Below are 11,963 nucleotides of genomic sequence, written 5' to 3'. Positions count from 1 at the left end.
AGCCGGACCGCCAGCAGGCGAGGCCGGCACCTGATGGAGAATCTCTATGTTGAAGTTGGCGCAGCAGCAGATCCTGCTGGGGCAATCGGTGGCGACCAAGGCGGATGCCATCGCCCTGCTGGCAGGCAAACTGACCGAGGCCGGTCTGGTGGAAGCGGGCTATGTGGACGGCATGCTGGCCCGGGAGGCGCAGCACGCCACCTACCTCGGCAGCGGCATCGCCATTCCCCACGGCACCACGGACACCCGTCATCTGGTCAAACACACCGGCGTCATGGTGGCCCAGTTCCCTCAGGGCATCGAGTGGGACCAGGGGCAGATCGCCTATGTGGCCATCGGCATCGCCGCCAAATCCGACGAGCACCTGGGGATCCTGCGTCAGCTCACCCATGTGCTGGGTGATGAGCAGGCGGCGGCGCAACTGAAAACCGCCACCGATGCCGACACCATCATCAATATTCTCACCGGCGCCGGCGCGGCGCAGGAAGTGCAGTACCTGACCCTCGCCGATTTCCCGGCCGAGGATCGCGACCAACTGCTGCTGGGGGCCGCCGCCCGTGCCAAGTCTGCCGGTTGGGGGGAGGCCGCCATGGTGACTTCCCTGCTGGCCAGCGAGCCGGCCTATCTCGGCGAGGGTGTCTGGCTGGCCCGCACGCCAGCCACCCAGACCGGTTGGGTACTGGCGACCCCGAGCACGCCACTGCAGGCCGGGGAGCTGCCGGTCGGCGCCCTCTTGCTGCTGTGTGCCAGCGATGCCAGCCACCTGCCACAGCTGGAGAATCTGGCCAGGCTGGCCGCCGCCGGCCAGCTCGCCACCCTGGCGGGCAGCGAGGGGCTCGCCATGTTGCAGGCGGGCCCCGCCAGCGGCCTCAGCGAGACCTTCACCATCATCAATCCCCACGGCCTGCACGCGCGGCCGGGTGCCATGCTGGTCAAGGTGGCCAAGGAGTTCGCATCCGACATCCGGGTCGCGAATCTCGATGGCAGCGGTGAGGCGGTCTCCGCCAAGAGCCTGATGAAGGTCATCGGTCTGGGCGTCAAGTGCGGTCACCGGCTGGCGTTTCGCGCCGAAGGGGCGGATGCCGAAGCCGCTCTCAAGGGGATTGGCGAGGCCATCGCCGCCGGACTGGGGGAGGGGGCGCACTGATGAAAATCGTGACCATCACCCTCAACCCCGCGCTGGATCTCACCACCCGCCTGGAGGCCATGAGCCTCGGCGAGGTGAATCTGGTGAGCGAGGCTCACTTACGCGCCGCGGGCAAGGGGATCAACGTCGCCATGGTCTTGAAAGATCTCGGCCGTGACGTGGCGCTCACCGGCTGGCTCGGGGCGGACAACGCCCAGGCTTTCGAGTCGCTGTTTGAAGAGCGCATCCTGGCCGATCATTTCGTGCGGGTGGCGGGCAGCACCCGCATCAACGTCAAGATCTCCGAGCAGTCGGGTCGGGTCACCGATCTCAACCTGCCGGGGCTGCAGATCCACGCTGACGCCGTGTGCCAGCTGGAGACGGTGATCGACGCGCTGTGCGCCGATGCCGGCCAGGGCGCCGACTGGTTCGTGCTGGCCGGCAGCCTGCCCAAGGGGGTCGAGCCCGATTACTGCGCCCGTCTCATCGGCCTGCTCAAGGCCAAGGGCAAGCGGGTGATCTTCGATTGCAGCGGGGCGGCGCTCAGCGCAGGCCTCGGCGCCGCGCCGACCCTGGTCAAACCCAATCTGGAGGAGCTCAGCCAGTGGGCCGGGCGCCCCATCGAGACCCTGGAGGAGCAGGCCGACTGTGCCCGCGCCTTGCAGGCGCAAGGGATCCCCCATGTGGTTGTCTCCAACGGCGCAGAAGGCCTGATCTGGTTTGGTCCCGATGCCAGCTGGCAGGCCATTCCGCCGCGTATGCAGGTGGTCAGCACCGTCGGCGCCGGCGATTCGCTGGTCGCCGGGCTTGCCCATGGCCTCAGCCTCGGCTGGGCGCCGGAGCAGACCCTGCGACTGGCCACCGCCGTCTCCGCCCTGGCGGTGAGCCAGGTCGCGGTCGGTTTCAGCGACATCGAGGTGCTGACCCCCCTGCTCGGACAGGTGCAGTTGCAGCGGCTCGATCACCTCGCCCCCATTCAATCCCCTTCCATGGAAAACTCAGGAGATGCCCAATGAAAGCAATCTTGGTTACGGCCTGCCCGGCGGGCATCGCCACCAGCTTTCTCGTTGCTAAACGGATAGAACAACAGGCCAAACTGGCGGGCTGGGAGCTCAGGCTCGATGTCGGCTCCAGCGTGCAGCCGCGTCAGCAGCCCTCGTCTGACGAGATAGCCGCCGCCGACCTCATTCTGGTGGTGGCGAGCGGCCCGGTGGATCTCGCCGCCTATGACGGCAAGCGCCTCTATCAGGGCAGCATGGATCTCGCCCTGCAGGATCCGGCCGCCGTGCTGGCCGCCGCCGAGCGCGAGGCCAGCCTCTATCGTCATCAGGTTGCTGCTGTTGCAGCCAAGCCTGTGACGAGCAAGCCTGACACGGCCAAGCGCATAGTCGCAGTCACCGCCTGTCCGACCGGGGTGGCCCACACCTTCATGTCGGCGGAAGCGCTGGAGACCATGGCCAAGCAGCTGGGTCACCAGATCCGCGTCGAGACCCAGGGCTCGGTCGGTGCCCAGAATGCCCTGACCGCGGAGGAGATCGCCGCCGCCGATCTGGTGTTCCTCGCCACCGACATCGAGGTGGACATGGCCCGCTTCGATGGCAAGCCGGTCTATCACACCAGCACGGGGGCGGCGCTCAAGAAGACCCGCGCCGAGCTGGACAAGGCGTGGACTGAGGCGAAAACTTATCGCCACAGCGGCGCCGCCGCGGCCAAGAAGGAGGAGAAGGCGGGCCCCTACAAGCACCTGCTGACCGGGGTCTCCTTCATGCTGCCCATGGTGGTGGCCGGTGGCCTCATCATCGCCATCTCCTTCATCTTCGGTATTGAAGCGTTCAAGGTGGAGGGCACCCTGGCCGCCGCCCTGATGAAGATCGGCGGCGGCTCGGCCTTCGCCCTGATGATCCCGGTGCTGGCCGGTTACATCGCCTACTCCATCGCCGACAGGCCGGGTCTGGCTCCCGGCATGATCGGCGGTATGCTGGCCAGCTCCCTGGGGGCCGGCTTCCTCGGTGGCATAGTCGCCGGCTTCCTGGCCGGCTACAGCGCCAAGTACCTGAGTGACAAGGTGCGTCTGCCGGTGACTCTGGAGGCGCTCAAACCCATCCTCATCATCCCGCTGGTGGCCAGCCTGTTTACCGGCCTGGTGATGATCTACGTGGTGGGCGGCCCGGTCGCCGGCATCATGAGTGCCATGACCACCTTCCTCAACAACATGGGCTCAGCCAACGCCGTGCTGCTGGGGGTCATCATCGGCGCCATGATGTGCTTCGACATGGGTGGCCCGGTCAACAAGGCGGCCTACGCCTTCGGGGTCGGCCTGTTGGCCTCCAAGACCTATGCCCCCATGGCGGCGGTGATGGCCGCCGGCATGGTGCCAGCCCTGGGGATGGGGATCGCCACCTTCCTGGCCCGCACCAAGTTCATCAAGGCGGAGCAGGAAGCGGGCAAGGCCTCCTTCGTGCTGGGACTCTGCTTCATCTCCGAGGGGGCCATCCCGTTCGCCGCCAAGGATCCGATGCGGGTCATCCCGGCCTGCATGGTCGGTGGCGCCCTGACCGGTGCGCTCTCCATGCTGTTCGGCTGCGAGCTGGTGGCGCCCCACGGCGGCCTGTTCGTGTTGTTCATCCCGAACGCCATCAGCCACGTGTTCATGTACATCCTGGCCATCACGGCAGGCTCGCTGGTGACCGGGGTCGCCTACGCCATGCTCAAGCGCGGTGAGGCCCAGGCCAAGCTGGCGACGGCCTGAGTGGTACAACGTAATTCAATGCAATCAATAACAAGGCGGCCTTCGGGCCGCTTTTTTGTTGTCCAAATAGTGATGTGGGCATCAGCGATGATGCTTGTGGTTAATGGATTAACCTTTTAGGTTGTTCTGGCGAGGCGCAGATGCGCCATCTGATAAAGCGTCACTGAGGAGTAGATGATGATGAAGCTGATGATCCCGCCCATGGTGGATTTTGCGACCGGCAGTCTGTCAGGGGCCGAATTGGTGGAAAAGAGTACAAGGTTGGCCGACCTGCATGGCATGTTTGCCGATCCGGCTGCTGAAGCTGAGGTTGACTCGCAAACTGTGCTCTATCGAGTGGCGATGTTGCCCAGCAGTGGCGTGGAGGGGGATCTCAACATGGGCGTCACCCATCTCGAGGCTGGCAGGATAGGGAGCGAGTTTTTTATGACCCGTGGTCATATACATGCCCGGGCCGAGCAGGCGGAGTACTACTTCGGGTTGTGCGGGACGGGCTTGCTGCTGTTGCAGGATATGGCTGGCGTCTGTCGATTTGAGCAGGTTTTTCCCGGCAGTGTTCACCATATTGCGGGTCACGTGGCCCACCGGCTCATCAATACCGGCGAGACCCGGCTCTCTGCGCTGGCGGTCTGGCCTGCCATTGCCGGTCATGATTACCGGCTGATGGCCGAGCAGGGGTTTGGCTTGCGCGTGGTCGCAGGGAAGGAGGGGGAACCTTGTGTTGTGAGCAGTGTGGTGAGCGCCTCAATCACATAGCAATCAGCCAGAAGGGGCCGTGAGCGACCCCGCTAGCGGCTGCCGCAGGATTGGCGCACCACTAGGGAGGGGGGTAAGATGATGCTCTTGGCCGGTTCATCATTGCCGGCAATCCGCTCGAGCAGCAGCTCACCCGCCTTGCGGCCAATCTCTCGCGCCGCTACCGACACCGTCGTCAGGGCGGGTTCTACCAGCGCGGTTTCCGGAATATCGTCAAACCCTACCAACGCAAAATCCTGACCAATTCGCCGTTCCTGTTTGCGCAAGGCTAGCATGGCGCCCAGTGCCACTATGTCTTGATAACATACGGCGGCAGTGACCTCCGGATGTTTCTCCAGCAGTGTTGTCATCGCAAGGGTGCCTTCCACCCGGCTGGCGCCGCAGCTGATGATCCACTCTGGTTTGGCGGTTATGCCGTGTTCGAGCAATTTGCTCATATAGCCACCTAGGCGCTGGGAGCGGCTGATGGAGGTGGTTGCCCCCCCAATAAATGCGATGTTGCGATGGCCGAGGCGGATCAGATGTTCGGTTGCCAGCTGGCAGCCCAGAAAGTTGTCGGTGCCCACGAAGTCGATCGCCACATCCGGTACCGGCCTCACCACAAGAATGGTGGGCATATGGCGCCGTTGCAGGCTGTCGAAAAAACTGTGCGGGGTAGGCTGGGCTGCGCAAATCACCATGCCTGCGGCGCTGTTGCGTTGCAGCGAGTCCATAAATTGTTGCTGTCTTGCCGCTGACTCCTCGCTGTTGGCAAGAAACAGCATCAGATCGTGATGCTCCATCTCCCGGCCGAGGCCCGCCGTCATCTCCGCGTAGAAGGGGTTGGTGATGTCGTGCAGCAGCAGGCCTACCTGATTACTGCTCTTGTTGCGAAGATTGGCGGCGGTCTGGTTGTAGACGTAGCCGAGTTCATCGATCGCCTTGAGTACCCGCTGGCGGGTATGTTCCGAAATTCGTCCCTTGTTACGCAGGGTCATGGAGACGGTGGCGGTAGATACCCCCAGATGACGGGCAATATCGGCAACGGTCACATTGCTCATGAGGTGTCTCCTGTCATGGTGTTGGCTGTAAAGATATATCGATTAACCTTTCTTACTTAGCCAACACTAACAAAATCGAGCGACTGATCACATATTTCTCTCAATATGCGGAGGGAATGGGCAATAGTTTGAGGTTAATCTTGTTTATCAGGTTGGGGTTAATGGGTTAATCGATTTATCTTTCTCGCAGATGTCAGCGAGAGAGCAGAGCAATGATTCATTCGAGTTATGTTTCCAACTACGACAAGTATCCAGAGATAGCGGTTGCCGGATATGAGGAGGCCGCCTGCGAGGGGTGGGATGCCATCGTCCGGCGGTTACAGGCCACGCTGGCGGCGCAGGGCCAGAGCAAGGTGGTGCTGGTTATCGATTGCTACCACGGAGTCGATCAGCGAGAACTTCGTGAGTCTCTGCTGGCACAACTGGGGCCACTGACCCTGATCGACGTGGAGCAGGCCCGTTGGCCAGAAGCGCGGATCCTCGAGATGCTGGATCGCTTTATCACCGATGACCGGGTGTTCGGGGTGGTGGCTCCCCACAAAATGGTGGAATTTTTTGACCCCGCCGTACTCGCCCGTTTACAAGCAGAGACCAAGGCTGTCCCGCAAGGGCTGGTGGTGGTGATGGGCAGTGGCGCATCGCTGGTTGCTGAGGGTGATGTGCGTGTCTATGCCGACCTGGCCCGTTGGGAGATCCAGCAGCGTTTGCGCCGTAAAGAGATTGGCAACTGGGGTGCTGATAACACGGAAGAGGACATTCTGCGCCGCTACAAGCGCGCCTTCTTTATCGAATGGCGGGTGTTTGATCGTCACAAGGTCGCGCAATTACCGACCATCGACTTCTTGCTCGATACCAATATCAAGGGCAAACCGACAGTGGTGACGGGAGCGGCACTGCATGCCGCACTGCATCAGGCGGCGCACCAACCGTTTCGCGTCGTCCCCTTCTTTGACCCCGGTGTGTGGGGCGGTCAGTGGATGAAGCAAGTGTGTGATCTCGACCCGGCGCCAGCTAACTATGCCTGGTGTTTTGACTGTGTGCCTGAGGAGAACAGCCTCTATCTCCGGTTTGGTTCGGTCCGGGTCGAGATCCCTTCGCAAAACCTGGTGCTCTGTGAGCCCAGGCCGCTGCTGGGTGAGCGGGTTCACGCCCGCTTTGGTGCCGAGTTCCCGATCCGCTTCGATTTTCTCGATACGGTAGAGGGGCAGCACCTCAGTCTGCAGGTGCATCCGCTGACCGAATATATCCAGCAGGAGTTCGGCATGCACTACACCCAGGACGAGAGCTACTACATGCTGGATGCGACACCCGATGCCTGCGTCTATCTCGGCACTCGCAATGACACTGTTCCGCAAGAGATGCTGACGGAGCTGGCGGCAGCCCAGCGCGGTGAGAAGCCCTTCGACGACGAGCGCTTCATCAACCGCTTCCCGGCCCGCAAGCATGACCACTTTCTGATCCCGGCCGGTACGGTGCACTGTTCGGGGGCGGGGGCCATGGTGCTCGAGATCAGTGCAACCCCATTCATCTTCACCTTCAAGTTGTGGGACTGGGGTCGGGTCGGGCTCGACGGTATCCCGCGCCCCATCCATCTGGAACACGGTAGCAAGGTGATCCAGTGGGATCGGGATACCGACTGGACCGAGCGAAATCTGGTCAATTGCATTGAGCCGATCGCTGAAGGGGAAGGGTGGCGTGAAGAGCGCACCGGTCTGCACGAGCGGGAATTTATCGAGACCCGTCGCCACTGGTTCAGCGTGCCGGTAGAGCACGATACCGGCGGTACCGTGCAGGTGCTCAACCTGATAGAGGGTCGGGAGGCAACGGTAGAGAGCCCGGACCACGCCTTCGCCCCCTTCGTGGTGCACTACGCCGAGACCTTTATCGTACCGGCGTCGGTGGGCCGTTACCGCATCCGCCCGAGTGGCGAGAGTGAAGGGCAGACCATTGCCACCATCAAAGCCTTTGTGAGGGGGGAACCGAGATGCTGAGGATCCTTATCGCAACCCATGGTTCACTGGCGCCGGCCCTGCTGGCCAGCGCCAATATGGTCTACGGCGAGATGCCTGCCGTGGCGACCGTCTCTCTCACGGAAGAGGGGGGTATCGAGGCCTTTCGTGCCGAGTTTGAGCAGACGCTGCGCCGCCATGGTGCAGGGGCTGACGGTGTGTTGGTGCTGTGCGACATGGAGTGTGGCACTCCCTATAACGTGGCGTGCCGCTTCGCGTTCGACCCCGCATGGCCACAGCCGGTCGCCATCGTGACCGGCGTCAACTTCCCCATGCTGCTAATGAGCGCCGACTGGCTGGCGGCAACGGATGTGCACGAGGCTGCCCGCCAGCTACTGGAGCAGGCACTGGAATCCATGGTGATCGCCGCACCGGCGGTGACAAATCCGCAAGATGACAACTTCTAGGAGAGCATGATGGCCATTTCATTTGTACGGATTGACGACCGGGTGATCCACGGTCAGCTGGTTACCCGCTGGGCCAGAGAGCTTCCTTGTGACGGCATCGTCGCGATCGATGATGAGGTGGCGGCCGATCCGCTGCTCTCTCAGGTGATGACGGGGGCCGTATCGGACACCAGGGTGTGGCTGTTTGATGTGGCGACCGCCATTGCCAAGTTGCCCAAGGTGATTGCTAGTGACAAACGCTACTTCGTGATTGGCAAATCGCCGGTCACTCTGCAGCGCCTCTGCGCCGCCGGGATCTCCCTTGATAATCTCAACGGCAAAATCAACGTCGGCCCGATGAGTGCCCGCGAGCACACTACCACCATAGGGCCCAATCAATCGGTGACCTCGCAGGAGATAGCTGCCTTTGATTACCTGGCAAGCCTGGGTCATGAGATCGATTTTCGACTGGTGCCGGATGCCAGTCACTACAGCTGGGCGGATGCCCAGAAAAAGCTGAAATAAGGGGAGGTCATCATGTTTCTTGAAGCAACACTCATCGGGATACTCTGTTATCTCGGTGCCCTCAGCAGCCCTTGGCTGCTGGGCTTGACCGGTGGCTGGTACACCATTACCCGCCCGCTGGTATCTGGCATGCTGGTCGGCGCCATTCTGGGGGATATGCAGACTGGGATCCTGATCGGGGTGGCGGTGCAAGCCGTCTATATCGCTATGGTGACGCCGGGTGGCTCCATGCCGGCGGATCTCAACTTCGTCGCCTTTCCGGCCATAGCGCTGGGCATCATGTCGGGCAAGGAGCCCTCGGTTGCCGTGGCGATTGCCGCCACCATCGGCATCGCCGGTACCATCCTCTTCAACTTCATGATGGTGTTCAACTCCTACTGGAACCACAGGGCCGATGTGGCGCTGGAGCAGGGAGATGAACAGGGGGTTTACCTCAACAGCGCCATCTTCCCTCAGGCCAGCAACTTTGTGCTGCGTTTCGTGCCGACCTTCATCGCCGTCTATTTCGGCAACCAGTATATCGAAGGGTTCATGAACAGCCTGCCGGAGCTGGTGATCCGTACCATGACGGTGGTGGGCGGCATTCTGCCTGCGGTCGGCATTGCCATCCTGCTCAAGCAGATCATCAAGCAGAACAGCATGCTGATCTACTTCCTGGTCGGCTTTGTCGGCATCGTCTTTCTCAAGCTCAACATGGTGGGGCTGGTGATGATTGGGGCCCTGCTGGCGCTCATTCACTACAGCTACAAACCCGAACCCAGACAAGCGGTCGCCGCCCGCGGTGCCGTGCCTACCGATGACGAGGATGAATTCTGATGAACACAGAGCTGCAATCAGGGGAGCCGGCGGCCAAGCAGCCGGTCGTGCTTACCTCACGAGATCTGCGCGCCTGCTGGCGTTCGTGGATGATGTACAACCTCTCGTCAATGAGCTTCGAGCGACTCGAATCGTTCGGGTTTTGTCTCGGCATGATGCCGGCGCTGAAGAAGCTCTATCCCGGCAAAGCCGAGCGGATGGAGGCGATGAAGCGTCACGCCTCCTTCTACAATACCGAGCCCCAGATCGGCGCCATTATCAACGGGCTGGCGGTCGGGCTTGAAGAGAAGAAGGCCAATGGCGAGAAGATCGACGGTGAGACCATCAACACCCTCAAGGTCGGCTTGATGGGCCCCATCGCGGGCATAGGTGATTCCATGATCCCCGGTATGCTGGTGCCCATTTTACTGAGTATCGGCATGGCGCTGGCGGCAGGGGGGAGTGTGCTGGGGCCGCTGTTTTACATCATCAGCTTCAACGCCATCGCCATTACCGGCTCCTACATGTTGTTTATGAAGGGCTACAAGCTGGGCACTGGCTCGGTGGAATCACTGGTGAGTGCCGAGTCGGCCAAGCTGCGCGAGGCACTCTCCCTGCTCGGGATCTTTGTGATGGGGGGAGTGGCGGCAAGCTATGTCAACCTCTCAACCGGACTCGATTTCGTCACCTCGGACGGGGTCAACATTCAGGTTCAGACCATGCTGGATGGCATCTTCCCCAAACTGATGCCGCTGCTGGTGGTGCTGGGTACCTGGTATCTGATGGCCAAGCGCAATGTCTCTCCGGTCAGGGCGATGCTCGGGTTGCTGGTGCTCGCCTTTGTTGGGGTCGCCATCGGGCTGTTTTGATGGGGTAAAGGTCATTCGCTCAACAATGGGAGGGCCTGGCTCTCCCATTTTATGGCTGTTGCGAGGGGGGAGTTTATGCATATCGAGGTGATTAAGGCGGCGCAGCGCTGCCACCGCTGGCTGGTGTCCGAGGCGCTGCCCCATTGGGGAACGCAGGGCTTTGACCGCGAACGCGGGCTGTTTGCCGAAGGATTGGACTGTGCTGGCCAGCCTTTATGGCAGCCGACCCGTTTTCGGGTACAGAGCCGCCAGATCTATGTGTTCAGCCATGCAAGCCTGCTGGGTTGGTATGACGGGCGAGCCCTTGCCGAGCGATCTGCTCGGGTTGGTATGGGCCATTTTGACGATGGGGCAGGGAACGGCGTTTTTTCCATTAACCAGGATGGTTCGATTGCTGACGCGTCAGTTTGCAGCTATGAATACGCGTTTGCCCTGCTGGCCGAGTGCTGGCTCTATCGTCTGAGTGGCGATCCACGCTGGCAGCAACAGGCTGAGTCGCGCTATCAGGCCATCGAGCAACTCTTTGCTGACCCGCAGCACGGTGGATTTCACTCCAGTTGGCCGCCCGGTCCACTGCGCAGCCAAAATCCCCATATGCATCTGTTCGAGGCGCTGCTGGTCGCGGCAGAAAGCTTTGATGATGTGATATGGCAGCAGCGAGCAAACGCGCTGTATCAGCTGTTTCGTCAGCGCTTTCTGGAACCCGGGCTATTGCGCGAGTTTTTCGACGACGCGTTGCTGGCTCGCCATGTCGATTCCCGTTTAATCGATCCCGGTCATCACTACGAGTGGTGCTGGCTGTTGGCGCGCTACCGGACGCTTGCCTGCACATGGGAAATCGGGCCAACCAGTACCGAGATTGACGAGGCGCTCGGGATATTGACCCGCTTTGCCATTCGCCACGGTCACGGGAAAACCGGGCTGGTGATCGATGAGCTGACCGATGGTGGCCAACCCTATCGCGATACCAGCCGGCTCTGGTGCCAGACCGAACATTTGAAAGCGCTATTGGCGGCCTATGAGCAACAAGGAGATGAGGGCTCCGCCTGTCAGATCAATGAGGTGGTTGCGCGTATCTTCCACTACTACCTGTTGCCCGCGCAGCCCGGACAGTGGTTCGATCAGGTGGATAGCGAGGGGAAACCGCTGGCCTCCCATGCACCTGCCAGCACCTTTTATCATCTGTTTGTGGCGTTTAGCGAGCTGGCGCGGGTCGCGGGGGTGGGTAACAGGGAATAGGATGGTGCATGGAGCGGTTAGAAATCCCAGCCGGCCTGCGCTTGCTGATCGACCTCTGCGGCTTCCCGCGCCTTGCGCCGCGCCGCCTCGACCCTGGCCTTGCGACCCCGGCACAGCCGCATCACCTCCTGCTGCTCGGCATGGGTCATGACAAGCCAGTTGAAACGCTCCTCCCGATTGCGCAGGCAGCCCTTGCAGTAGCCCTTGTTGTTCACTTCACAGACCCCGATACAGGGGCTCTGCAGCGGGAAGATCTCGAGCTGTTCCATCCATGACCCCTCACATCTTGTCCCCTTGTTATAACCCAGATGATCGGCCTTTGGAAAATCCCGGCGGCCAGGGGAGGGCGGCCCGGCTTGGCGATGACGATCGGGCCCTGAAGGTCTGCAACCCGTGTACCTTCTCGCCTGATCACCAGGGCCACAGATGCCGTGGCAGGGGCCTAGCGATGAATGCACCGGATCTTTCA

General features: G+C 61.5%; 12 protein-coding genes. 10 read left to right on the top strand and 2 right to left on the bottom strand.

What is annotated here, in order from left to right:
- Positions 1–46: 46 nt before the first annotated feature.
- From fruB to AACW18_RS12030, 4 genes are all read left to right on the top strand, one after another.
- On the top strand, positions 47–1,147 hold the full coding sequence (gene fruB, locus AACW18_RS12045; RefSeq protein WP_218388779.1) for a fused PTS fructose transporter subunit IIA/HPr protein: 1,101 nt from the start codon (positions 47–49) through the stop codon (positions 1,145–1,147).
- Positions 1,147–2,142 carry a 1-phosphofructokinase gene (pfkB, locus tag AACW18_RS12040; RefSeq protein WP_218388778.1) on the top strand — a complete coding sequence of 332 codons (996 nt, stop codon included), beginning with the start codon at positions 1,147–1,149 and terminating at the stop codon, positions 2,140–2,142. The genes fruB and pfkB overlap by 1 nt, the downstream gene beginning before the upstream one ends.
- Positions 2,139–3,875, top strand: a complete 1,737-nt coding sequence (gene fruA / locus AACW18_RS12035) for a PTS fructose transporter subunit IIBC (protein ID WP_218388777.1) — start codon at positions 2,139–2,141, stop codon at positions 3,873–3,875. Before pfkB ends, fruA begins: the two co-directional genes overlap by 4 nt.
- A gap of 177 nt (positions 3,876–4,052) precedes the next feature.
- Entirely contained in the window at positions 4,053–4,631 is a 579-nt protein-coding gene (locus AACW18_RS12030) for a glucose-6-phosphate isomerase family protein (protein WP_256351866.1), read from the top strand.
- A 32-nt stretch (positions 4,632–4,663) separates the two neighbouring features.
- Here AACW18_RS12030 and AACW18_RS12025 read toward each other — a convergent pair whose 3' ends face one another.
- Positions 4,664–5,671, bottom strand: a complete 1,008-nt coding sequence (locus tag AACW18_RS12025; RefSeq protein ID WP_218388776.1) for a LacI family DNA-binding transcriptional regulator — start codon at positions 5,669–5,671, stop codon at positions 4,664–4,666.
- Positions 5,672–5,883: 212 nt separating this feature from the next.
- On the opposite strand from AACW18_RS12025, the gene AACW18_RS12020 reads away from it, so the two are divergent.
- The 6 genes from AACW18_RS12020 (at position 5,884) to AACW18_RS11995 (ending at position 11,494) form a co-directional block, all read left to right on the top strand.
- A complete protein-coding gene (locus AACW18_RS12020) occupies positions 5,884–7,662 on the top strand; it encodes a class I mannose-6-phosphate isomerase (RefSeq protein WP_218388775.1) in 1,779 nt (592 codons plus the stop codon).
- On the top strand, positions 7,656–8,087 hold the full coding sequence (locus AACW18_RS12015) for a PTS sugar transporter subunit IIA (RefSeq protein WP_218388774.1): 432 nt from the start codon (positions 7,656–7,658) through the stop codon (positions 8,085–8,087). Before AACW18_RS12020 ends, AACW18_RS12015 begins: the two co-directional genes overlap by 7 nt.
- Positions 8,088–8,096: 9 nt before the next feature.
- A complete protein-coding gene (locus tag AACW18_RS12010; protein ID WP_218388773.1) occupies positions 8,097–8,591 on the top strand; it encodes a PTS system mannose/fructose/N-acetylgalactosamine-transporter subunit IIB in 495 nt (164 codons plus the stop codon).
- Positions 8,592–8,603: 12 nt separating this feature from the next.
- Positions 8,604–9,407 (top strand): PTS mannose/fructose/sorbose/N-acetylgalactosamine transporter subunit IIC, encoded by an 804-nt coding sequence (locus AACW18_RS12005; RefSeq protein WP_218388772.1) that lies wholly within the window; start codon positions 8,604–8,606, stop codon positions 9,405–9,407.
- On the top strand, positions 9,407–10,255 hold the full coding sequence (locus AACW18_RS12000; protein ID WP_218388771.1) for a PTS system mannose/fructose/sorbose family transporter subunit IID: 849 nt from the start codon (positions 9,407–9,409) through the stop codon (positions 10,253–10,255). The genes AACW18_RS12005 and AACW18_RS12000 overlap by 1 nt, the downstream gene beginning before the upstream one ends.
- 75 nt (positions 10,256–10,330) lie before the next feature.
- On the top strand, positions 10,331–11,494 hold the full coding sequence (locus tag AACW18_RS11995; protein ID WP_218388770.1) for an AGE family epimerase/isomerase: 1,164 nt from the start codon (positions 10,331–10,333) through the stop codon (positions 11,492–11,494).
- A 17-nt stretch (positions 11,495–11,511) separates the two neighbouring features.
- Here AACW18_RS11995 and AACW18_RS11990 read toward each other — a convergent pair whose 3' ends face one another.
- Positions 11,512–11,763: a DUF1289 domain-containing protein gene (locus AACW18_RS11990; protein WP_218388769.1), complete on the bottom strand. Its 252-nt coding sequence runs from the start codon at positions 11,761–11,763 to the stop codon at positions 11,512–11,514.
- Positions 11,764–11,963 lie beyond the last annotated feature (200 nt).

It is taken from the genome of Aeromonas sp. sia0103, assembly GCF_963895295.1.
Taxonomy (GTDB): domain Bacteria; phylum Pseudomonadota; class Gammaproteobacteria; order Enterobacterales; family Aeromonadaceae; genus Aeromonas; species Aeromonas encheleia.
Note: the sequence above shows the minus strand (reverse complement) of the source record. Positions and strands in the feature narration are given on the sequence as shown.

Excerpts from the sequence above, each read along its gene's own strand:
- AACW18_RS12005 (WP_218388772.1), top strand. The coding sequence starts at position 8,604 with ATGTTTCTTGAAGCAACACTCATCGGGATACTCTGTTATCTCGGTGCC.
- AACW18_RS11995 (WP_218388770.1), top strand. The coding sequence starts at position 10,331 with ATGCATATCGAGGTGATTAAGGCGGCGCAGCGCTGCCACCGCTGGCTG.
- AACW18_RS11990 (WP_218388769.1), bottom strand. The coding sequence starts at position 11,763 with ATGGAACAGCTCGAGATCTTCCCGCTGCAGAGCCCCTGTATCGGGGTC.
- AACW18_RS12030 (WP_256351866.1), top strand. The coding sequence starts at position 4,053 with ATGATGAAGCTGATGATCCCGCCCATGGTGGATTTTGCGACCGGCAGT.
- fruB (WP_218388779.1), top strand. The coding sequence starts at position 47 with ATGTTGAAGTTGGCGCAGCAGCAGATCCTGCTGGGGCAATCGGTGGCG.
- pfkB (WP_218388778.1), top strand. The coding sequence starts at position 1,147 with ATGAAAATCGTGACCATCACCCTCAACCCCGCGCTGGATCTCACCACC.
- fruA (WP_218388777.1), top strand. The coding sequence starts at position 2,139 with ATGAAAGCAATCTTGGTTACGGCCTGCCCGGCGGGCATCGCCACCAGC.
- AACW18_RS12000 (WP_218388771.1), top strand. The coding sequence starts at position 9,407 with ATGAACACAGAGCTGCAATCAGGGGAGCCGGCGGCCAAGCAGCCGGTC.
- AACW18_RS12010 (WP_218388773.1), top strand. The coding sequence starts at position 8,097 with ATGGCCATTTCATTTGTACGGATTGACGACCGGGTGATCCACGGTCAG.
- AACW18_RS12020 (WP_218388775.1), top strand. The coding sequence starts at position 5,884 with ATGATTCATTCGAGTTATGTTTCCAACTACGACAAGTATCCAGAGATA.
- AACW18_RS12015 (WP_218388774.1), top strand. The coding sequence starts at position 7,656 with ATGCTGAGGATCCTTATCGCAACCCATGGTTCACTGGCGCCGGCCCTG.
- AACW18_RS12025 (WP_218388776.1), bottom strand. The coding sequence starts at position 5,671 with ATGAGCAATGTGACCGTTGCCGATATTGCCCGTCATCTGGGGGTATCT.